Below are 20,641 nucleotides of genomic sequence, written 5' to 3'. Positions count from 1 at the left end.
TCGGGAAGGGGCGGGTAGGGGAAGGATCAGGCGGGTGGCGCGTAGTGGTCGCGCAGCCGTGCGTACGCCGCCTCCTCCGCCCCCACCCGATCCAGCCCCAACAGCGCCGCGCCCAGGACAGGCCGGGCCGTCATCACCAGAGGGGCCGCCTTCGGGGCGCGGGCCGCGAGGCGGGTGCGGATGGCCGTGTCCAGGCCGGAGTGGCCTGCCGCGAGGATCGAGCCGCCGAGCAGCACCGGGACGTCCGCGTCCGACAGGTCGAGGCGGTCGAGGGCGACCGTGGCCATCGCGACCACCTCGGCCGCGAGCCGTTCGACCAGGGAGCGGGCCACCGGATCCCCGGCCGCCGCCGTGGCGAACAGCACCGGGGACAGTTCGTGCCGCCGTACCGCCTCGATGCGGCCCAGGTGCAGGGCCTCGATCAGCGCGGCCATGTCGGCCAGACCGAAGTGCGCGGGCAGGGCGCGGGCCAGTTCCGTGGGCCCGCCCCGGCCGTCCGCCGCGCGGGCCGCGTGCCACAGGGCCTCCTCCGCCAGGCCCCATCCGCCGCCCCAGTCCCCGGAGATGCGTCCGACCGCCGGGAAGCGCGCCGTACGGCCGTCCGGGGTCATGCCCACGCAGTTGATGCCCGCCCCGCACACCACGGCGACCCCGAGCGGCAGCGCCCCGGCGGGCAGTCCGGCGCGCAGGATCGCGAAGGTGTCATTGCGCACGTCGACCGTGCGCCCCCACCCCCGGGCCCGCAGTGCCTGGGTCAACTCCCGCTCCTCGACCGGCAGATCAGCGTTGGCCAGGCACGCCGACACATGTGCGACCCGGTCGAGCCCGGCCTCGGCGAGTGCCCGTACGACCGCGTCCGCGAGCCCGTCGACGGCCCGTTCCACGCCCACGCGCGGCGGCTGGAACCCCGCGCCGCGCGCCGCCCCGGCGACCCGGCCGTCGGGCGTCACCACGGCCACGTCGGTCTTGCTGTTGCCCGCGTCGACGGCGAGCACGGTCCCTCTGGGGCCCGCTTCTGTCACGCCCACGCGAGGTGCTCCCGGTTGTGGGCGATGAGCCGGTCGGTGAGGGTCTCGGCGTACTCGTACTGCCCGATCAGGGGGTGGGCGAGCAGCGCCTTGAAGACCCGGTCGCGGCCGCCACGCAGAGCGGCTTCCAGGGCGAGTTCCTCGTACGCGGACACGCCTGCGATCAACCCCCTTTGCAGCGGGTCGAGTTCAGGCACGGGGAGTGGGGCGGCGCCCCGCGCGTCGACGCGGGCCTGCACCTCGATCACCGCGTCGTCCGGCAGGAACGGCAGCGTGCCGTCGTTGCGGACGTTCACCACCTGGTACGGACTTCCTCCGGTGCCGATCAGGGACGCGGTGAGGTCGACGGCGGCCTCCGAGTAGAAGGCGCCGCCCCGCTTGGCGAGCAGCGCGGGCTTCTCGTCGAGCGCCGGGTCGGCGTACAGCTTCAGCAACTCCGCCTCCATGGCGGCCACTTCGGCGGCACGGGACGGCTTGGTGGCGAGTTCCCGTACGACCTCGTCGTGCGCGTAGTAGTAGCGCAGGTAGTACGAGGGGATGACGCCGAGGCGGTCGAGGGCGGGGCGGGGGAGGCGCAGGTTGTCGGCGATCTCGTCGCCGCTCTCCGCGAGGAGCCGGGGCAGCAGGTCCTCGCCGTCCGGGCCGCCGAGGCGGACGCCGTTCTCCCAGGTCAGATGGTTGAGGCCGACGTGGTTCAGGAAGATCTGCGCCGGGTCGACGCCGAGGGACGCGGCGAAGCGGCGCTGGAAGCCGATCGCGACGTTGCAGAGGCCGACGGCCTTGTGCCCGGCCTGGAGCAGGGCGCGGGTGACGATGCCGACGGGGTTGGTGAAGTCGACGATCCACGCGTCCGGGTTGGCGCGGCGGACCCGTTCGGCGATGTCGAGGACCACGGGCACGGTGCGCAGCGCCTTGGCGAGGCCGCCCGCGCCGGTGGTCTCCTGGCCGACGCAGCCGCAGTCCAGGGGCCAGGTCTCGTCCTGTTCGCGGGCGGCCTGGCCGCCGACGCGGAGCTGGAGGAGCACGGCGTCGGCGCCGTCGACGGCCGCGTCGAGGTCGGCGGTGGTGGTGAGGCGCCCGCCGCGGTCCTGCCGGGCGAAGATCCGGCGGGCGAGGCCGCCGACCAGGTCGAGGCGGTCGGCGGCCGGGTCGACCAGGACGAGTTCCTCGACGGGCAGGACGTCCCTGAGCCGGGCGAAGCCGTCGACGAGTTCGGGTGTGTAGGTGGAGCCGCCGCCGACTACTGCGAGTTTCATGGGAGTTGAGCCTTTCTATGGCGTACGAGGACGGCTCTCAGCCTTTGACGCCGGTCAGGGTGACGCCCTCGACGAAGGCCTTCTGGGCGAAGAAGAACAGGACGATGACAGGGGCCATGACGAGGACGGTCGCGGCCATGGTGAGATTCCAGTCGGTGTGGTGGGCGCCCTTGAACGATTCGAGGCCGTAACTCAGTGTCCAGGCCGCGGGGTTCTCGGAGGCGTAGATCTGCGGTCCGAAGTAGTCGTTCCAGCAGTAGAAGAACTGGAACAGGGCCACGGCCGCGACGCCCGGTTTCGCCATCGGCAGGACGACCTTCAGGAGGGTCCGGAATTCGCCGCAGCCGTCCACCCGGGCCGCGTCCAGGTATTCGTCCGGGATGGTCAGCAGGAACTGGCGCAGGAGGAAGATGGAGAAGGCGTCACCGAAGGCCATCGGAATGATCAGCGGCCACAGGGTCCCGCCCAGGTCCAACTGCTTCACCCAGAACAGGTACATGGGAATGATGACGACCTGCGGCGGCAGCATCATCATCGAGACGACCAGCATCAGGGAGAGCCGCCGGCCGCGGAAGCGGAACCGGGCGAGGGCGTACGCCACGGGAATCGAGCTGAGCACGGTGAGCAGCGTGCCGAGCCCCGCGTACAGCAGGGAGTTCTTCCACCAGGTGAGGAATCCGGGGGTGTCGAACACCTTGACGTAATTGCCGAACTCCCAGGTGTTCGGGGTGAGATCGCGGGTCAGGGCCTGCTGGTCGCCCATCAGCGAGGTGAGCAGCACGAAGACGAACGGCAGCAGGAAGAACAGGGCGGCGGCGACCCCGAGCGCATGCACGCCGACCCAGCGGAGCAGAGCGGTCCGGTTCATCGCTCACCTGCCCCGACGAGTCCGGCGCGGCGCCGCATGAGGAGAGCCGTACCGGCCATGGCGAGGGCGAAGAGGACCAGGGCGACGACGCAGGCGGAGCCGTAGTCGAAGCGCTGGAAGCCGAGGTTGTAGACGGCCTGGGGCAGCGTGAGCGTGGATTTCTCCGGATAGCCGGGCTCGAACTGCTGGCCGCTGCCGCCGATGATCCCGGAGGCCACCTTGGAGGCGACGATCGGCTGTGTGTAGTACTGCATCGTCTGGATCACTCCGGTGACGACGGCGAAGAGCACGATCGGCGAGATGTTCGGCAGTGTCACGAAGCGGAACCGCTGCCAGGAATTCGCCCCGTCCAGTTCGGCGGCCTCGTACTGCTCCTTCGGTACGTCGAGGAGTGCGGCCATGAAGATGACCATCAGGTCGCCGACGCCCCACACCGCGAGCATGGTCAGGGCGGGTTTGGACCAGTCCGGATCCGTGAACCAGCCGGGTGCCGTGAGGCCGATTCCCTCCAGGGCGCTGTTGACCGGCCCGGTGCCGGGATTGAGCAGGAAGACGAAGGCCAGGGTCGCGGCCACCGGCGGCGCGAGATACGGCAGATAGAAAAGGGTGCGGAACACCCCGGCACCGGTCTTGATCTTCGTGATGAGCAGCCCGACGCCGAGCCCGAACGCCACCCGGCACGTCACCATCACCAGAACCAGCCACAGCGTGTTGCGCAGGGCGGGCCAGAACATGGTGTAACTGCCGAAGACATAGGACCAGTTGGCGGTCGAGTTCCACGTGGGCGCGCCGAAGCCGTCGTACTTCATGAACGAGAAATAGACGGTCGACACCAGCGGATAGGCGAAGAAGACGGCGAAGCCGATCAGCCAGGGCGACAGAAAGGCAGCGGTGCGCAGCGCCGACCTTCGGCGCTTCGCGCGCAGCGTGTACGCGGAGTACGTGGAGTATGTGGAGTACGTGGTCATGGGCCGTGGTCCCCGGGCTACTTGGCCTGTGCGATATCGGTGTCGATCTCCCGGGCGGTCTTCTCCAGGCCCGCCTGAATGTCCCGCACGGCGCCCTTCTCGACCTGGTATCCGAAGTTCTGCAGCGACATCTGGTACGTGATGCCGTTGATCGCGCCGTCACTGGTGTTGGAGTCCGGGTGCCGCGCGATGTCGAGGAATGTCCTGAAGCGCGGGTCGAACTTCAGCTTCGGGGACTTCAGAGCGGCCTTGGTGGACGGCACGTTCTTGATGGCGTTCGCGAACTGCACGACCGCTTCGGTGTCCGTGGTCATGTACTTCACGAGTTCCCAGGCGGCGTTCTGCTTCTTGCTCGACGGGGCGATCCCCATGATCGTGCCGGACAGATACCCCTTGCCGTAGCTGTCGATCTGGTCCTTCGGCACGGGGAGCGGGGCCACACCGATCTCGAATCCGGGATCGGTCGCCTCGGCCATGCCGAGCCGCCACTCGCCGTCCAGCTGCATCGCCACCTGGCCGGTGTGGAAGGGGTGTTCGGCACCCCATTCGTCACCGAAGGTCTTCTGGTACTTCTCCAGCTTCGCGTATCCGCCGAGCCTCTTCACCAGGTTCCGCTGCCAGGTGTACATCTCCTTGAACGACGGGTCCTTCGCGATGTTGGACTTGCCGTCCTTCGTGAAGTACGTGGGGCTCCACTGCGAGATGTAGTGCGAGGGCACGGTCTCGTAGCCGTGGTAGTTCGGCATGAACCCGAGCTGTTCGTAGCTGCCGCCCTTGTGCTTGGTGAGCTTTTCGGCGGCCTTGTCGAACTCCTCCCAGGTCTTCGGCGGCGCCTCGATCCCGGCCTCTTCGAAGGCGTCCTTGTTGTAGTAGAGCCCGTACGCATCGCTGAGCAGCGGCAGGGCGCAGCGCCTCCCCTCGAACTGCGTGTAGTCGAGCAGCGGTTTCGAGAAGGTCTTCTCCAGGTCGAGCCCGGACTTCTCGATGAACGGGCCGAGGTCGGCGAAGGCGCCGGACGAGCAGAATTTCCCGACGTTGGCGGTGGTGAACGACGACACCACGTCCGGGCCCTTCGAACCGCCCGCGCGCAGCGCCTGGTTGAGCTTCTCGTCGTTGATCCCGCCGACCACTTTCACGGTGATGTTGGGGTGCTTCTTCTCGAACCGCGCGATGTTCTCGTCGATGGCCTTCACCTCGGACGGCGCGGTCCAGCCGTGCCAGAAGGTGATCGTGGCCTTCGCCTTCGGGTCGTCGCTCGGACCCGTTTCGGTGGAGCCCACGCAGCCGGTCGCGAGGACCGATATCGCTGCGGTGGGGACGGCGACGCGGAGGAACCTGTTTCTGCGCATGACGGTGTCTCCCTCGGCGGGGGCAGGGGCAGGAGGTTTCAGGAGCGTGCGGGTGTCGTGCGGGTGTCGTGCGGGCGTCGTGCGGTGGAGCAGGTCAGTGGGCGGAGGTGTCGAAGACCTCGGCGCGGGTGACGGCGAGCGCGCTCTCCAACGCGCCGCGCAGCACCGGCTGTTCGGTCACCTCGCCGAGGACGAGCCGGGGCCGGGAGGCGGCGAGCTCGGCGAGTTCGGACTGGATCAGGGCGCGCAGCGGTTCGCCGCCCGCGCAGGTCACGCCGCCGGACAGGACGACGAGCCCGGGGTCGAGCACCGCGACGACGGCGGCGAGACCGGTCGCGATCCGCTGCGCGGTCTGCCGCAGCAGCTCCCGCAGGGCCTCGGCGTCGCCGCTCTCCCGCTCGGCCTGGGCGTCGCCGCTCTCCCTCTCGGCCTCGGCGGCCCGTCTCAGGAGGGCGGCGGCCGTCTCCGCGTACGGCTGCTCGGCGGTGTCGATGCCGAGGGACTTGGCGATCCGGGGTACCGACTGGGCGCCGGCCAGCTCCTGGAAGCCGCCGCTGTTGGCCTTGGCGACCTGCCGTACGAGCGGGGTGCCCGGCACCGGCAGGAAGCCGATCTCGCCCGCGCCGCCGGTCCAGCCCCGGTGCAGCCGGCCGCCGATCACGAGGGCGGCGCCGATGCCCTCCTGGTTCCACAGCAGGACGAAGTCCTGGTCCTCGCGGGCGGCGCCGAGGCGCTGCTCGGCGACGGCGGCGAGGTTCACGTCGTTCTCGTAGTCGACCGGCATCGGCAGGGCCGCGGCCAGCTCGCCGAGGAGCGCGGGGGAGTGCCAGCCCGGCAGGTGGCTGGCGTACCGGAGGCGTCCGGTGTTCGGGTCGAAGGCGCCGGGTGTGCCGATCACCACCCGGTGCAGCTCGGCGCGGGTGAGCCCGGCGTCCTTCGCGGCACCGTCGACCGAGGCGAGCACCTGACGTACCACGTCATGGCCGCCGCGGCCGGGGGTGCGCAGCTCGAAGCGGCCGGCCTCGGCGCCGGTGATGTCGGCGACGGCGGCGACGATGCGCTCGGGCGTGACGTCGAGGGCGGCGACGTGTGCGGCGGAGGCGTTCACCGCGTACAGCTGGGCGCTGGGGCCCGGGCGGCCCTCGCTGGTGCCGGTCGCCACGACCAGGCCGGCCGCTTCGAGACGGGCGAGCAGCTGGGACGCGGTGGGCTTGGAGAGGCCGGTCAGCTTGCCGATCCGGGTGCGGGAGAGCGGGCCGTGGGTGAGCAGCAGGTCGAGCGCGGCCCGGTCGTTCATCGCCCGCAGCACCCGCGGTGTACCCGGTGTTCCGGGTGTCGTGGGGGGAGTCCCCGCCATGCCGTGCTCCTCCGTACGCAGGTCCCGTACTGTTAGGAAGGTTTCCTATTGGTTGTGAGGAACCTAGCAGCGGGCTTCGGGGTGACGTCAAGAGTGCGGACACGGCGCACCCCCGCCGGTTGCCGACGGGGGTGCGGAGAAGAGCTGAGGGTAAGGGGAGAAGGGGTGAAGGGGTGAAGGGGGCGAAGGGGCGAAGGAGCGAAGCGGAGGGGCCGTTACTTGCTGAGGCTCGACGGCGGTATCGGGGACGCCGCGATCGACTGCGGGGAGGTCGCCGAGGCGTACGCGGACGGGGCCGCGACCGCCGGGGCCGGGTTGCCGTTCTCGTCCTCCTCGGCGGCGAGCATCATGCGGCCCACGATGCGGATGCCCGCGACGTCGAAGGCCTCCTTGATCCGCCAGCGCAGCTCCCGCTCCACGCCGAGCGCCTTGCCCGGCATCGTCTTGGCGCTGACCCTGATGACCATCTGGTCCAGGTAGACGGCGTCCAGGCCGAGCACCTCCACCGGGCCCCAGAGCCGCTCGTTCCACGGCTCCTCCTTGCTCATCACGGCGCCCACCTCGGTGAGCGTCTCGCGCACCTTCGCCAGGTCCTCGTCCGAGCGCACCGTGACGTCCACGCCGGCCGTGGCCCAGCCCTGGGAGAGGTTGCCGATGCGCTTGACCTCGCCGTTGCGCACGTACCAGATCTCGCCGTTGTCGCCGCGCAGCTTGGTGACGCGCAGGCCCACCTCGATGACCTCGCCGGAGGCGACGCCCGCGTCGACCGAGTCACCGACGCCGTACTGGTCCTCCAGGATCATGAAGACGCCGGAGAGGAAGTCCGTGACGAGGTTGCGGGCGCCGAAGCCAAGGGCCACACCGGCCACACCGGCACTCGCGAGCAGCGGCGCCAGGTTGATCTCGAAGATGCCGAGGATCATCAGCGCGGCCGTGCCCATGATCAGGAACGAGGCCACCGAGCGCAGCACCGAGCCGATCGCCTCGGAACGCTGCCTGCGCCGCTCCGCGTTGACCAGGAGACCGCCGAGCGCGGTGCCGTCGACGGCCTGGGCGCTGCGGTTCATGCGCTCGATGAGCTTGGTGATCGTGCGCCGGATCACCGTGCGAAGCACCGTGGCGATCACGATGATCAGCACCACCCGCAGCCCGATGCCGAGCCAGGCGGACCAGTTCTGCTCGATCAAGGCTGCGGCGTTCGTCGCCTTCTGCTGGGCCTCGTCGAGCTGGTTCGCGGGGTCCTTGGCGGATCCGGCCGACAGCGTCGACACGACGGACAGAAACACGGCGGGCACCTCCGGGCGTAGCGGCTGCCCACAAAAGGGAGAGGAGCGGGCAGACCAACCACACTAACGGGGCATTGTGTGTGGATCGTTGTGATGTTCGAAGGAGAGACGGTGCTCACGTCGAGGAGGGCCGGTCACGGTCGGCCGCCCCCCGGTGTGGTCGAAAACACTGCAAGCCCGTTACCGGCGCATGGTGGCGCTTCGACCAGGCATGAGGGGAGACTGAGAGCAGATCGTCCCGGCGCGAGCCACGCGCCGCCGGCGTACAAGGAGGCATCCGTGCCGCATGTCCTGGTCCTCAACGCGTCGTACGAGCCCCTCGGCGTCGTACCGCTCCGCCGCGCGCTCGTTCTGGTCCTCGAGAACAAGGCTCAGTGCCTCGAGGAGTCCGGCGCCTTTATGCACAGCGCGACCTACACCATCCCCGCACCCAGCGTGGTCCGGCTCAAGCGCTTCGTGCGGGTCCCCTACCGGGGGCCCGTTCCGCTGACCCGGCGCGCCCTCTTCGCCCGCGACGGGGGCCGCTGCATGTACTGCGGTGGCGTCGCAACCAGCGTCGACCACGTCATCCCCAAGAGCCGGGGAGGTCAGCACGCCTGGGAGAACGTGGTGGCGTCATGCCGCCGCTGCAACCACGTGAAGGCCGATCGTCATCTGCTCGAACTGGGCTGGCGGCTGCGTCACAAACCCGCCCCGCCCACCGGACTCGCCTGGCGCATCATCGGCACCGGGCATAGGGACCCGCGCTGGCTGCCCTACCTGCAGCCGTTCGGCGCGGACGACGCGATGGCCCGGATCGACGGCATCTCTGCCTGAGGCGTCCGGGTTTTTGTGTGACCGGGGCCGGTCGCCCGCGCCTCGACGGGTGACCGGGCTTCGGTCGGCGTGCGCAGGGGGACCCGTCTCAATCGCCGGAGGAGCCGGATTTCACCTCGTACGCCTCCACACCCCACAGCGAGTACCCGAAGCGCGTCCCCCGCTTCTCGCCCTGCACGCGGACGTAGCGGACATCTCGCTCGTCCATCCGGACCGTTTCCCGCCCGCCGCGGCCCTTGTCGACCGACGCCGCCGTGCGCCAGGTCTCGCCGTCCTCCGAGACCTGCACGCGGTACGCGGAGGCGTACGCGTCCTGCCAGTGCAGCGCGACCTTGCCGAGCCGCACCGGGCGGTCGAACTCCGCCTGCCACCACGCGTCGTCCTCGGCCGGTGAGGACCAACGGGTCTCCGGGTCCCCGTCGTTGGCCGCCGCCGCCGGGAAGTCGCGGGTCTCGTCGCCCGACGAGGTCGCCTTCGCGCCGCGCGCCAGATCGGGCCCGCCGGTGCGCGGGTACGCGCGGACGGTCAGCGTGCGGGTCTCGCCGCCGTACGAGACGGGCACCGCGTAGCTTCCCGCCGGGGTGCCCTCGGGCACCGTGATCTCGACCGGGACCGTGACATCCGTGCCGCGCGGCACCTTCGCCTCGTCCGGCACCCGCACCTCGACGCCCTCCGGGGCCCGCGCCGTGAGCTTCCCCCGGACGTCGGCGGGCCGCCGCGCGGTGAGCTTCGCTGTGACGCGTTGCGCCGGGCCGCCGATCTCCGCGTCGGCCTCGTCGCGGCTCAGCTCGAACGCGGCGTCGGCGCCGTCGGCGAACCAGGGCACGACGTGCTGCGCGGGCACCGTCGTCCGTACCGCGTCCGCCCTCAGGCCCTTCGCGGCGGTCTCCGTCCAGCCCTTGCCGGTGAGCCGGCCGAGGGTGCGCCAGCCCTCGCCGGGGACGTGCGCCTGCACGGTGCCGCGCTCGCCGGGCTCCGTCACCGCCGTCACGGCCTCGATGGGCCGCGGGCGCGGCAGCCGCACGGTGTACGAGGCGTCGTCCTCGGCGACCTCGCCGCGCTCCTCGGCGGTGCCGGACCAGCGCTCCGACTCCTTCTCGGCCTTGTCGAGGAACGGCCCGAGCACGCCCTTGCCGACGGTGGCGCGGCCCGACCGCACCTCTTCGCGGGCCGCGTCGAGCTCCTCGCGGTGCCGCCAGGCCCGCGCCCCGTCGCCGCGGCTCTGCGCGAGCAGCATCTCGACGGCGGCCTCGCCCGCGGTGCCGTACCGCCCCAACTGCTCGGTCCAGGGGGCCACTTCGGTGCCGAGTTCGGTGTCGCGCAGCCGCTGCGGGGTCTCGCGGAGCACCGTGAACGCGTCCTTCAGGCGCTGCCCGGCGGCCTCGGTGCGCCGCAGGTCGCCGCCCGCGCGCTCCCGCCAGAAGGCGTCCATCAGCGGCCGCAGATACGCGGACTCGTCGGCGCCGAGCACCGAGGAGGCCGTGTTGCCCGCGAGGGCCCGTACCGCCGCACGGCGCTTCGCGTCGCCGTCCGCGAGCTCGGCCGCCGTGGCGTCGACGGCGGCGCGCCAGGACTCCTGCGGGCGGTACGCCTTCGGGTTCCAGGCGTAGTCGGCGGCCGTGAACAGCGGGATGCGGGAGGCCACCGGCTGCTCCATGGCGTTGGCCAGGAGCGCGGCCGAGCCGCTGGCGACGGCCGGTTCGCGGCCCATGTAGGGGCCGAGGAAGATACGGTCTTGCGCGTAGTCGTTGACCGGGTAGTTGTCCATCGTGACCAGCGGATGCCCGAACGCCGCGCGCGCACCGGCCAGTTCACGCCCGGTGATGGTCTTCGGTACGACGCCGACGCCGGTCCACGCCACCTGCACCTGGTCGTCCAGCTTCGCGGAGAGCGCCTCGCGGTACTCGGTCGCGCCGTCCTGGAAGTACTCGGTGGGCATCAGAGTCAGCGGCTCCGCGCCCTGGTGCCGCTCCCGCAGATGCGCGGCGAGCGCCCCCGCCACCTTCGCCTGTGCGGCCGCTGCCGCCTCCGGTCCGGAGCCGAACGTCTCGGCGTCCGCGTCGCAGTGCCACTCGCTGTACGACACGTCCTGGAATTGGAGCTGGAAGGCCCGCACGCCGAGCGCCCACATCGCGTCGACCTTGCGGAGCAGCGCCTTCAGGTCGTCGTCGGACGACAGGCACATGGCCTGGCCGGGCGAGACCGCCCAGGTGAGCGTCACGTGGTTGCGGGCCGCCCGCTCGGCCAGGGCGCGGAAGCCGGCGCGCTGCTCGGCGGGGTACGGCTCGCGCCAGCGCGCCTGGCGGTACGGGTCGTCGCCGGGGGCGTAGACGTACCGGTTGAGCTTGGTGCGGCCCATGAAGTCCAGCTGTTCCAGGCGCTGTTCACGGGTCCAGGGCGTGCCGTAGAAGCTCTCGGCGAGGCCGCGCACGCCGGTGCCGGGCCAGTCACGGACGCGTACGCCGGGCACGGAGCCGGAGTCGCCGATCAGCTGGCGCAGCGTCTGCACGCCGTGGAAGAGGCCGTCCTCGCCGACGCCTTCGAGGGCGACGGTGGGCCTGCCCGCGACCCCGCCGACCGCGAGGCGGTAGCCGCCACTCGGCAGGTCGGCGCGGTCGGCGGAGCGCAGGGCGCGCAGTGCGGCGGCCGCGCCGGAGCGTCCGCCCCCGCCCGCCTCGCCCGCGCGCACGACGAGGGCGCCCGCGGGCGGCTTCGCCCCGCCCCCGACCTCGGTGACGCGGCGGGCGCCCGCGTTCCGCAGGAGGGTGCGCAGCGCGTCCACGGCGTACGGGTCGGCGCCCGCGTCCGTCGCGACGTACACCTGCTCGCCGATGCGTACGGCCCGGCCGCCCGCCTGGGCCTGCTGCGGGCGTGGCCACACCTGCGGCAGGGAGTCGTCGCTCGCGCGGTCGGTGCCCGCGGGGGTGTCGGGTTCGGTGACGGCGGGCTGCGGTGGCGCGGCGAGGGCTCCCGGTGCGCCGCCGATGAGGCCCCCGATCACCGCGGCCGCGATGGCTGCCGCCCGCTTCCTGCGCCGCACCTGCACGGCTGCCCCGCCCTTCTTCCGTACTTCCCGCACTCAGCGTCGGACGTCAGCTTAGGGCGCGGGTGCGGGGGGTTGTCTCCCCTCCCCGCCCCTTCCCGAAAGTCCTGCGGACAGCTCCGGGGGCTTCGCCCCCCGGGCCCCCATCCCGGGGCTGCCGCCCCTGTACCCCGCTCGGGGCTCCGCCCCGGACCCCGTATCGCGCTGAGGCGCTCGTCCTCAAACGCCGGACGGGCTGGTTTTTAGGAAGCGGGGCCCGGGGGCGCAGCCCCCGAAGCCGTCCGCCAGGACTTTCGGGAAGGGGCGGGGAGGGGAAGAAAACCGCCCGTCCCGGCACCGAAACGGCGCACAATCAGCGGCGAAACCCCCGCAACCCGCGTGATGTGCGTCACGTCGCGTACCCACCCCGCAGCACCCCGCAACCCCTCCCCGCCCAGACGCCCCAAGGGAAAGCCCCCAACTCCCGCCGCCGGAACAAAAGGTGGCCGCGAACGCGTTGGTCGAATGTGATCGGTTCCGCTGGGTAGGGAGCCCATCCGACCATGCCGCCCACCGAAGGAGGCCCTCGTGGCCGCATCGGCTCAGCTTCTGCTCGACGCTCTCTCCAAACGGTCGGAGCTGCGCGACCTGCCGGACATCTCGCTGGTGTCCGATCCCGACTCCGGGTTGCTCGGCTCCTGCGCCTGCTGCGTCGAAACGCCCCTGACGAGCGAGCCCCCGCTCGCCGACGCGGCCCCCCTCACCAGCGAACCCCCGCTCGCCGCCGCCCCTCTGACGAGCGAGCCCACCGCCACCGGAACCGCCGCCGGAACGGACCCTTCCCTGTACTGACGGGCGAGCCCGTACGGGTACCCCGGGCGCGCGGCCCGTCAGGGCACCCGCTAGTTTGGCACCGTGGACAAGAAGAACGCCCTGCGCACCGGCGCCGTAGCAGCCGGTACGACGCTGATGATGCTGCTCATGTCGTCCCCCGCGCTCGCGCTGACCCGCGACGACGGCGACGACCCCGGTCCCGGCCTGAACGTGATGGAGACCCTCGGCCTGTACGTCGTGGCGCCGATCGTGCTCTTCCTGGTCATCGCCGGTCTGGTGATGGTCGGGGACAAGTCACGCAAGGGCCCGAAGCAGGGCTGACGCCCGCAGATTTTCGCGAGGGCGCGCCCCACCACCGAGGTGGGGCGCGCCCTCGTCCGTATGCGCGAAACCCCCAACCTTTCACTTCTGCTGAACAGATCTGTCGAAAGTTTTCGATGGACCTAAGCAAGCGTGAAGTGCGACGGTAGCTCCGCAACGTGATCGAGGAGCCCGCGAGGGCAGAGGGGCAAGGGGTAACGATGGCAGTCCTGGACCGAGTCCACGGCAGCGCGACGACGGAAGCGGCCGATCCGGCCGACCGGGGAAGCGGGGGGAAGGCCCGGCGGGCCGCCACCCTCGGCCTGCTGCTCGCCGCACTCGCCACCGTGGTCTGGTCGGGCAGCTTCGTCACCTCGCGGGCGCTCGCCGACTCCGTGCCGCCGATCCAGCACGCGTTCTGGCGCTGGATCGTCGCGCTCGTCGCCGTCGCGCCGTTCGCCGCCCGCGCCGCCTGGCGGCAGCGGGCCCTGCTGCGGGAGCACATCCGCTTCCTGCTGCTCGCGTCCCTGCTCGGCGTGACCGTCTACAACACCCTCGTCAACCAGGCCGGGATCTCCACCACCGCCGGGAACATGGGCATGATCATGGCCGCCTCGCCGGTCGTCATGGCGCTCTACGAACGCCTCGGCGGCACCCGGCTCGGCGCTCGCAGGGTCGTCGGCATGCTCATCGCCTGCGCCGGGGTGCTGCTGCTCGTCAGCAAGGGCTCGCTCGCCATGGACTTCGCCGTCGGCGACCTGTGGATGCTCGCGGCGGCGCTCTCCTTCGCCTCGTACAGCGCGCTCCTTCGCCGCAAGCCCGCCGCGATCGAGGGGCTGTCGTTCCTGTTCAGCACGTTCCTGCTCGGTGCGCTGATGCTGGCACCGGTGTTCGTCGCGAGCCTCGTGATCCAGGGCGGCTTCGAGCCGACGCCCGCGACCGTCTCACCGCTGCTCTACGTCGGCGTGATCTCCTCCGCCCTCGCCTTCTTCGCCTGGAACAAGGCGATCTCGCTGATCGGCGCCGCCCGCGCCGGAGTCGTCTACTACCTGCAGCCCGTGTGCGTGGCGCTGCTCTCCTTCGTGGTCCTCGGCGAGCCGACCGGGCCCCTGCAGATCCTCTGCATGGTGCTGATCCTCGGCGGCGTGATCCTCGGGGCGGCGCGCGGCGGCACGTCGGCGAGCACCAAGTGAGCGCGGCGCGGGGCGGGCCGGGCGGCCCGGATAGGTTGCCGGGTATGACCGAGTGGGACATCAAGAAGCTGCAGATCCTGCGCACCCTCAGCGAGCGCGGCACCGTCACGGCCACCGCCGCCGCGCTGCTCATGACCCCCTCGGCGGTCTCCCAGCAACTGTCCAACCTCGCCAAGCAGTTGGGCGTACCGCTCCTGGAGGCGCAGGGCCGCCGGGTGCGGCTCACCGACGCGGCCCACCTCGTACTGCGGCACGCGGAGGCCGTCTTCGCGCAACTGGAGCGCGCCGACGCCGAGCTGGCCGGGTATGTGCGCGGCGAGGCGGGCGAGGTGCGGGTCGGCGCGTTCTCCACAGCGGTGCCCGCGCTCGTCGTCCCGGCCGTACGGCACCTGCGCGCGGCGGCGCCCGGGATCGAGGTGCGGATTCGGGAGGCGGAGGCGGCGGAGGCGTACGAGCTGCTCGCCGGGGGAGACGTGGACCTCGCCCTGTCCCTCGCCGCGCACGCGCCGACGCCGCGCGACCCCAAATTCACGCGCGTGCCGCTGCTTGCCGACCCGCTGGACGTCGCCCTGCCCGTCGGCCACCCGCTGGCCGGGCGGGCGCGGCTGCGGCTCGCCGAACTCTCCGAGGAGGCCTGGATCTTCGGCGGCAGCGGCCCCTGGTCGGAGATCACCCTCGCGGCCTGCGAGGCGGCGGGCTTCGTACCCGAGCAGGCGCACAGCGCGGCCGGCTGGACCGCGATCATGGCGATGGTCGAGGCGGGCATGGGGGTCGCCCTCGTCCCCCGGATGTCCGCCGTGCGCAGGGCGGGCGTCGTGATGTGCACCCTCGGCCCCGACCAGCCGCGCCGCCACGTGGTGGCCGCGATGCGCCGGGGAGCGGAGGACGGACCGGCTCTGGCCCGGGTCGTGGAGGCGCTGCGGGAGGCGGCGGACGCGCTGGGACGCGACTCAAACCCCGCCTGAGGAGATGTCAATCACGCTTGGCACGGGCTTACTTGGGGTAGTCCGCGAGCCGCGCAACCCACTCGGCCATTTCTTCACAACTTGATCATATTCCGCTTTCGATCAGTGGCTACGATGCGAGGCGCCTTGATCAACATGGGGCGCGGTTCATGCCCCGCGACGAGAGTGAGTGCTCAGTGGGGACCGACCTGGCCGTTCCGCCCATCTATTCGCCGTTCCGCGAAGCGATACATCCGCAGTACCAGGACATAGACCAACAGACCGCACTCTGGGCGGAGAAGTTCCGCATCGGCTCCGACGAGCTGCGCGGCCGGCTGGTCCGGCACGACATCGGCGGCTTCTCGGCCCGCATCCTGCCCGAGGGCCGCGAGGAAGTCGTCTCGCTGCTCTCCGACTTCGTCCTGTGGCTGTTCGGCGTCGACGACGGACACTGCGAGGAGGGCGAACTCGGCCGCAAACCAGGCGAGTTGTCCGGCTACCTCTCCCGGCTCCTGCGCGTCGCGCAGAACCCCGAGGCCCCGATGCTCCTCGACGACCCGCTCGCCGACGGCCTGCGCGACCTGCGCCGCCGCGTCGACCGCTACGGCACCGCGGGCCAGGCCGCGCGCTGGGTGGACGCCCTGCGCGAGTACTTCTTCTCCGTCGTCTGGGAGGCCTCGCACCGCACCGCGGGCACCGTCCCCGACCTCGACGACTACACCCTGATGCGGCTGTACGACGGCGCCACCTCCGTCGTCCTGCCCCTCCTGGAGATGGGCCACGGCTACGAACTGCAGCCCCACGAGCGGGACAACACCCGCGTACGGGCCGCCGCCGAGCTGGCGTCGTTCATCATCACCTGGGACAACGACATCTTCTCGTACCACAAGGAGGCGGGCGGGAAGGACGAGTTCTGGCTCAACGCGCTGCGCGTGCTCGAACGTGAGCGGGGCATCACGCCCGAGGCCGCGCTCGACCTGGCGATCTCCCAGCGGGACCGGGCCACCAGCCTGTTCCTGCGCCTGTGCGAGCGGCTGCGCGCCGACGCGAGCCCGCAGCTGCGGCAGTACCTGGACTCCCTCGCCAGCTTCATCCGCGGCGCACAGGACTGGGGGATCACCTCGGTCCGCTACACCACGCCGCACGACCCCGCCCGGTTCCCGGACGCGTTCCGGCAGACGCCGGTCGACGCGAGTCCGGAGCCGTTGGGGATCTCGGTGGTGGACTGGTGGTGGGACCTGATCCCCGACGGAGTCCGCACCGCCGACGCCGAGGAGCCGCACAGTGGCCGCTGACCTGCGCTCCGTCCCGCGCGCGCCCGGCGCGCTGCCGGTGCTCGGCCACGCCCTCAAGCTGTGGCGCGACCCGCTCGGCTTCCTCAAGTCGCTGCGCGCCAGCGGTGAGTTGGTGCGTGTCGACCTCGGCACCATGCCGATGTACGTGGCCACCTCGGCGAGGCTGATCAACGAGGTCACCGTCAAGAAGGCCCGCAGCTTCGAGAAGGGCCGGCTCTACGACCGCGTACGCCCCCTCGTCGGCGACGGCCTCGCGACCGCGAGCGGCGAGATCCACCGCAGGCACCGGCGGCTGATGCAGCCGATGTTCCACAAGGAGCGGATCTCCGGCTACGCCGCCGTGATGAGCGGCCGGGCCATGGAGCTCGCCGAGTCCTGGACGGACGGGCAGGAGATCGCGGTCGAGCAGGTGATGGGCGAGTACGCCATCGAGACCCTCGCGGCGACCATGTTCTCCACCGACATCGGCCGTCCCGCCGTGGCGGCGGTCCGCCGCCACCTGCCGGTCATCCTCAAGAACATGCTGATCCGCGCGGCCTCCCCCAAGCTCTTCGACCGGCTGCCGATCCGGCCCAACCGCGACTTCGACGCGGCGTCCGCCGGCATGCGCAAGGTGATCGACGAGGTCGTCGCCGGGCAGCGCAGCTCCGGCGACACCGACCGCGCGGATTTGCTGTCCGTGCTGCTCGCCGCGCGGGACGCGGACACCGGCGAGGCGCTGACCGACGAAGAGGTCAGGGACGAGCTGGTCACCATCCTGTTCGCCGGCACGGAGACCACGGCCTCCACCCTCTCCTGGACGTTCCACGAACTGGCCCGCCACCCCGACGTGGAGAAGCAACTCGTCGCGGAGATCGACGAGGCGGTCGGCGACCGTCAGGTCACCATCGAGGACATTCCCCGACTCCCCGGCATCCGGCGGGTGCTCGACGAGATCATCCGCCTCTACGGCGTGACCCTGCTGATGCGCCGGACCACCGAGGAGGTGGAGCTCGGTGGCGTCTCGATCCCGGCCGGTACGGAAATCGCCTTCAGCCTCTACGCGATGCACCGCGACCCCGACCTGTACGTGAACCCCGACGCGTTCGACCCCGACCGGTGGCTGCCCGAACGCCGGGCGGAGATCGGGCGGGAGGAATTCGTGCCGTTCGGTTCCGGCAACCGCAAGTGCATCGGCGACGTCTTCGCCTGGACCGAGGCCACGATCGCCCTCGCGACGATCCTGCGCCGCTGGCAACTGCGACCCCTGCCCGGGCACACGCCCAAGGAGGCGGCGTCGGCCATGACGCACCCCGACCACGTACCGATGAGGGTGGTGGCACGGCCCTGACGCCATCCCGCCTCTCGGTCACCCTCCGAAGAGGCGGGACCACCAGGAACGTCCGGTGCCGGAGGAGAGGGCCGCCGCCTCGGGTGGAGCCGTCTGCGAAACGGCGGGCAGCGGGGCCGACTCGGGGAGAGCCGGGAGGTTGCCGGTGACCTCGTTCCGGCGCGGGGTGAAGACCACGGGCAGCGACACCATCTGCTGCGACATCATGGACGCCTTGCGCGGCACCTGGTCCACGGGCACGGCCAGTTCGATGTCCGGCAGCCTGGTCAGGAGCGTGTCGATGCCCGTCTCCGCGATGGCCCGCCCGATGTCCTGGCCCGGACATTCGTGCGGTCCACCGCTGAACGCCAGGTGGGAACGGTTGCCGCGGACCGGCTTCGACAGGTCGGGGCGGACCTCCGGGTCCCTGTTCCCCGCCGCGAGGCCGAGCAGGATCGCGTCGCCCTCCTTGATCTGCTGCCCGCCGAGCTGGGTGTCCCCGGTGGCCCAGCGGCCGAGGACCGCGGTCATCGGAGGCTCGTCCCACAGCACCTGGTCGAGCGCGTCCGGCAGGGTCATGTGACCGCCCGAGAGGCTCGCGCGGAACCGCTGGTCGGTGAGGACCGAACGGAGCGTGCAGGCGATCAGGTTGGCGGTGGTCTCGAACGCCGCGATCAGGACGAGACGGACGTGCTCGACGATCTCGTCGTCGCTGAGCTGCGACTCGTGGTCGAGCAGCCAGGACGTCAGGTCCCGGCCCGGCGTCTCCCGCTTGCGCACCAGGAGCTGACCGAGCGCGTCGAGGATGTACTGGTTGCTCTGGACCGCCGTGCGCGTGCCCTTGAGCATGTCGCGGGCGGCCTCGACGATCCGCGGCCCGTACTCCTCGGGCATGCCGACGAGCTGGGTCATCACCAGCATGGGCAGCTGCTCGGCGAAGTCGGCGGCCAGGTCGGCGCGGCCCCGCTCCGCGAAGCGGTCGATGAGCTGGTGCGCGAAGCGCGTGACGTAGCGGCGCACTCCGCGCCGGTCGAGGCGCTCCAGCGACCCGGTCACGGCACCGCGCAGCCGCTGGTGCTCGGTGCCGTCGGTGAAGATGCAGCTGGGCTGCCAGGCGGCGATGGGCGCCAGCGGGTGGTCGGCCGTCACACGGCCCTCGCGCAGGTCGCGCCAGCGCCGCGAGTCACGGGAGAACCGCGAGGGAGTGCGGGCCACATCGAGGTTCTCGCGGTGTCCGAGTACCAGCCAGGCCTTCAGGTCACCGGGCAGCAACACCGGCGCCACGGAGCCGTGTTCAGCACGCAGCTGCTCGTAGAGAGCGCTCGGGTCCGCCTCGGCCTCCTCTCCGTAGAGCCGCCGCAGACCTTCGGCGTCCAGGTTGTGCGCGGGGCAGCCCGGCGGTGGGGCGGCGCCGTCGGAGGGGAAGGAGGAAGGGGTCACGACGCCTCCGTAGTAGCGACAGCAAGGCCCTGCAGATACCGCATCAACGCCATCAGCACGTCCCGGCTCGATGTGCGAAGGCGCGCGTCGCACTCCACGATCGGCACCGACGCCGGCAGGTCGAGCGCGCCGCGCAGCTCGTCGAGCGGGTAACTCGGCGCGTCCGGGAAGGAGTTCACCGCGACCACGAACGGTACGGAGCGCTCCTCCAGGCGGCCGATCACGTCGAAGCTGACCTCCAGGCGGCGGGTGTCGACCAGGACGACCGCGCCGAGCGCGCCCTCGAACAGGCCGCGCCACAGGAACCAGAACCGCTCCTGGCCGGGGGTGCCGAACAGGTACAGGACCAGCTCGTCGTTGATGCTGATGCGGCCGAAGTCCATGGCGACCGTCGTCGTGGACTTGCGTTCCACGCCCGCCGTGTCGTCCACGCCGACCCCGGCCTGCGTCATCGTCTCCTCGGTGGTCAGCGGCCTGATCTCGCTGACCGAGCCCACCAGGGTGGTCTTGCCGACGCCGAAGCCGCCGACGATGACGACCTTGACCGCGGCCGCGGCGGTCTCGGGCAGTACGTCCTCGCTCCGCGGCCCGGCGGCTTCGACCGAGCCGGGGCTCTCAGAGCTTCTGAAGTCCATCGATCACTGCCTCAATCAACGCGATGTCGGGGAGTTTTGCGGGCGGTACGGGCGGTCGGGAGAACACCCGGTTGTCGGCGATGAGGTCGCTGAGCAGCACCGTGACGACGCTGACCGGCAGGCTCAGATGTGCGGAGATCTCCGCGACGGACAGCGGCCGTTGGCAGATCCGGACGATCGCCGCCTGCTCGGGCTGCATCCCCGGCCGCGGCGCCGACCTGGCCACGATCAGGGTGACCAGGTCGAGCGTCGTCTTCGCGGACGAACCACTGCGGCCACCGGTGATCACGTAGAGCCGTTCGGGGCCGCCCCCGTCCCAGTGCGGTCCGTCCGAGTTCACCTCGCGGCCACGTCCTGCCGGGGCGGGGTGCTCAGGTGCTCGCCGATGCGCAGGACCAGGTCCCGCATGCGCTGGCCCATCAGGCCCGCGTCCACCCCTTCGTCGGCGAGCACGGCGAGGAACGCGCCCTGCCCGGCCGCCATCAGGTAGAAGAAGCCGCCGTCCATCTCGATCACGACGAGCCGCATCCGGCCCTCGCTGTACGGGAGTTCGGAGGCGACCGCACCGGCCAGGCTCTGCAGTCCCGCGCAGGCGGCGGCGAGCCGGTCGGCGGAGTCGGTGTCGGCGCCGTACTGCGCCATGCGCAGGCCGTCGGCGGAGAGGACCACGACCTGGCGGGTCTGCGGGACGCCTTCGGCGAGGTCCTTGAGCATCCAGTCCATGTTGGCGGCCTGGCCCGA

General features: G+C 71.4%; 19 protein-coding genes. 7 read left to right on the top strand and 12 right to left on the bottom strand.

What is annotated here, in order from left to right; all coding sequences use genetic code 11:
- Nucleotides 1–26 precede the first annotated feature (26 nt).
- The 7 genes from QIT00_RS25505 to QIT00_RS25475 all read right to left on the bottom strand — a co-directional run bounded on the left by QIT00_RS25505 (nucleotide 27) and on the right by QIT00_RS25475 (nucleotide 8,112).
- Entirely contained in the window at nucleotides 27–1,028 is a 1,002-nt protein-coding gene (locus tag QIT00_RS25505; protein WP_282537731.1) for an N-acetylglucosamine kinase, read from the bottom strand.
- Nucleotides 1,019–2,284 carry a 6-phospho-beta-glucosidase gene (locus QIT00_RS25500; RefSeq protein ID WP_282537730.1) on the bottom strand — a complete coding sequence of 422 codons (1,266 nt, stop codon included), beginning with the start codon at nucleotides 2,282–2,284 and terminating at the stop codon, nucleotides 1,019–1,021. Before QIT00_RS25500 ends, QIT00_RS25505 begins: the two co-directional genes overlap by 10 nt.
- 37 nt (nucleotides 2,285–2,321) lie before the next feature.
- Nucleotides 2,322–3,152 (bottom strand): carbohydrate ABC transporter permease, encoded by an 831-nt coding sequence (locus QIT00_RS25495; protein ID WP_282537729.1) that lies wholly within the window; start codon nucleotides 3,150–3,152, stop codon nucleotides 2,322–2,324.
- Entirely contained in the window at nucleotides 3,149–4,120 is a 972-nt protein-coding gene (locus QIT00_RS25490) for a carbohydrate ABC transporter permease (protein ID WP_282537728.1), read from the bottom strand. Before QIT00_RS25490 ends, QIT00_RS25495 begins: the two co-directional genes overlap by 4 nt.
- Before the next feature lie 17 nt (nucleotides 4,121–4,137).
- Nucleotides 4,138–5,469: an ABC transporter substrate-binding protein gene (locus QIT00_RS25485; RefSeq protein WP_282537727.1), complete on the bottom strand. Its 1,332-nt coding sequence runs from the start codon at nucleotides 5,467–5,469 to the stop codon at nucleotides 4,138–4,140.
- A 94-nt stretch (nucleotides 5,470–5,563) separates the two neighbouring features.
- Complete coding sequence (locus tag QIT00_RS25480; RefSeq protein WP_282537726.1) at nucleotides 5,564–6,826, bottom strand: ROK family transcriptional regulator; 1,263 nt, start codon at nucleotides 6,824–6,826, stop codon at nucleotides 5,564–5,566.
- A gap of 215 nt (nucleotides 6,827–7,041) precedes the next feature.
- Complete coding sequence (locus QIT00_RS25475) at nucleotides 7,042–8,112, bottom strand: mechanosensitive ion channel family protein (protein ID WP_408909851.1); 1,071 nt, start codon at nucleotides 8,110–8,112, stop codon at nucleotides 7,042–7,044.
- Nucleotides 8,113–8,391: 279 nt separating this feature from the next.
- Here QIT00_RS25475 and QIT00_RS25470 point away from each other — a divergent pair, with 279 nt between their 5' ends.
- Nucleotides 8,392–8,928: an HNH endonuclease gene (locus tag QIT00_RS25470; RefSeq protein ID WP_282537725.1), complete on the top strand. Its 537-nt coding sequence runs from the start codon at nucleotides 8,392–8,394 to the stop codon at nucleotides 8,926–8,928.
- Nucleotides 8,929–9,016: 88 nt separating this feature from the next.
- Here the strand turns inward: QIT00_RS25470 and QIT00_RS25465 are convergent, their stop codons facing one another.
- Nucleotides 9,017–11,974, bottom strand: coding sequence for a beta-N-acetylglucosaminidase domain-containing protein (locus tag QIT00_RS25465; protein WP_282537772.1), 2,958 nt, complete (start codon nucleotides 11,972–11,974; stop codon nucleotides 9,017–9,019).
- 564 nt (nucleotides 11,975–12,538) lie between these two features.
- Here QIT00_RS25465 and QIT00_RS25460 point away from each other — a divergent pair.
- The 6 genes from QIT00_RS25460 (at nucleotide 12,539) to QIT00_RS25435 (ending at nucleotide 17,846) form a co-directional block, all read left to right on the top strand.
- Nucleotides 12,539–12,802 carry a hypothetical protein gene (locus QIT00_RS25460; RefSeq protein ID WP_282537724.1) on the top strand — a complete coding sequence of 88 codons (264 nt, stop codon included), beginning with the start codon at nucleotides 12,539–12,541 and terminating at the stop codon, nucleotides 12,800–12,802.
- A gap of 63 nt (nucleotides 12,803–12,865) precedes the next feature.
- Nucleotides 12,866–13,105 carry a hypothetical protein gene (locus QIT00_RS25455; RefSeq protein ID WP_282537723.1) on the top strand — a complete coding sequence of 80 codons (240 nt, stop codon included), beginning with the start codon at nucleotides 12,866–12,868 and terminating at the stop codon, nucleotides 13,103–13,105.
- A 200-nt stretch (nucleotides 13,106–13,305) separates the two neighbouring features.
- Nucleotides 13,306–14,277 carry a DMT family transporter gene (locus QIT00_RS25450; protein WP_282537722.1) on the top strand — a complete coding sequence of 324 codons (972 nt, stop codon included), beginning with the start codon at nucleotides 13,306–13,308 and terminating at the stop codon, nucleotides 14,275–14,277.
- A 44-nt stretch (nucleotides 14,278–14,321) separates the two neighbouring features.
- Entirely contained in the window at nucleotides 14,322–15,242 is a 921-nt protein-coding gene (locus tag QIT00_RS25445; protein ID WP_282537721.1) for a LysR family transcriptional regulator, read from the top strand.
- 176 nt (nucleotides 15,243–15,418) lie between these two features.
- Nucleotides 15,419–16,516 (top strand): selina-4(15),7(11)-diene synthase, encoded by a 1,098-nt coding sequence (locus QIT00_RS25440; protein WP_282537720.1) that lies wholly within the window; start codon nucleotides 15,419–15,421, stop codon nucleotides 16,514–16,516.
- A complete protein-coding gene (locus QIT00_RS25435; RefSeq protein ID WP_282537719.1) occupies nucleotides 16,506–17,846 on the top strand; it encodes a cytochrome P450 in 1,341 nt (446 codons plus the stop codon). Before QIT00_RS25440 ends, QIT00_RS25435 begins: the two co-directional genes overlap by 11 nt.
- A gap of 18 nt (nucleotides 17,847–17,864) precedes the next feature.
- On the opposite strand, the gene QIT00_RS25430 is transcribed toward QIT00_RS25435, so the two are convergent.
- Genes QIT00_RS25430 through QIT00_RS25415 form a run of 4 tightly spaced genes read right to left on the bottom strand, consistent with a single transcriptional unit; the run spans nucleotide 17,865 to nucleotide 20,623 of the window.
- The gene (locus tag QIT00_RS25430; RefSeq protein WP_282537718.1) at nucleotides 17,865–19,265 is read right to left on the bottom strand and encodes a cytochrome P450; all 1,401 of its coding nucleotides are present in this window, start codon (nucleotides 19,263–19,265) and stop codon (nucleotides 17,865–17,867) included.
- Nucleotides 19,262–19,900, bottom strand: coding sequence for a GTP-binding protein (locus QIT00_RS25425; RefSeq protein ID WP_282537717.1), 639 nt, complete (start codon nucleotides 19,898–19,900; stop codon nucleotides 19,262–19,264). Before QIT00_RS25425 ends, QIT00_RS25430 begins: the two co-directional genes overlap by 4 nt.
- A complete protein-coding gene (locus QIT00_RS25420; RefSeq protein ID WP_282537716.1) occupies nucleotides 19,881–20,240 on the bottom strand; it encodes a DUF742 domain-containing protein in 360 nt (119 codons plus the stop codon). The genes QIT00_RS25425 and QIT00_RS25420 overlap by 20 nt, the downstream gene beginning before the upstream one ends.
- Nucleotides 20,237–20,623: a roadblock/LC7 domain-containing protein gene (locus QIT00_RS25415; RefSeq protein ID WP_282537771.1), complete on the bottom strand. Its 387-nt coding sequence runs from the start codon at nucleotides 20,621–20,623 to the stop codon at nucleotides 20,237–20,239. Before QIT00_RS25415 ends, QIT00_RS25420 begins: the two co-directional genes overlap by 4 nt.
- Between the last annotated feature and the right edge of the window lie 18 nt (nucleotides 20,624–20,641).

This window comes from Streptomyces luteolus, from assembly GCF_029968015.1.
Taxonomy (GTDB): domain Bacteria; phylum Actinomycetota; class Actinomycetes; order Streptomycetales; family Streptomycetaceae; genus Streptomyces; species Streptomyces luteolus.
This window is presented reverse-complemented; position numbering and strand designations above follow the sequence as displayed.

What these genes read in the sequence shown, in the direction of transcription:
- QIT00_RS25500 (WP_282537730.1), bottom strand. Translation starts at nt 2,284, where the DNA reads ATGAAACTCGCAGTAGTCGGCGGCGGCTCCACCTACACACCCGAACTC.
- QIT00_RS25495 (WP_282537729.1), bottom strand. Translation starts at nt 3,152, where the DNA reads ATGAACCGGACCGCTCTGCTCCGCTGGGTCGGCGTGCATGCGCTCGGG.
- QIT00_RS25490 (WP_282537728.1), bottom strand. Translation starts at nt 4,120, where the DNA reads ATGACCACGTACTCCACATACTCCACGTACTCCGCGTACACGCTGCGC.
- QIT00_RS25485 (WP_282537727.1), bottom strand. Translation starts at nt 5,469, where the DNA reads ATGCGCAGAAACAGGTTCCTCCGCGTCGCCGTCCCCACCGCAGCGATA.
- QIT00_RS25480 (WP_282537726.1), bottom strand. Translation starts at nt 6,826, where the DNA reads ATGGCGGGGACTCCCCCCACGACACCCGGAACACCGGGTACACCGCGG.
- QIT00_RS25450 (WP_282537722.1), top strand. Translation starts at nt 13,306, where the DNA reads ATGGCAGTCCTGGACCGAGTCCACGGCAGCGCGACGACGGAAGCGGCC.
- QIT00_RS25445 (WP_282537721.1), top strand. Translation starts at nt 14,322, where the DNA reads ATGACCGAGTGGGACATCAAGAAGCTGCAGATCCTGCGCACCCTCAGC.
- QIT00_RS25425 (WP_282537717.1), bottom strand. Translation starts at nt 19,900, where the DNA reads ATGGACTTCAGAAGCTCTGAGAGCCCCGGCTCGGTCGAAGCCGCCGGG.
- QIT00_RS25415 (WP_282537771.1), bottom strand. Translation starts at nt 20,623, where the DNA reads ATGGACTGGATGCTCAAGGACCTCGCCGAAGGCGTCCCGCAGACCCGC.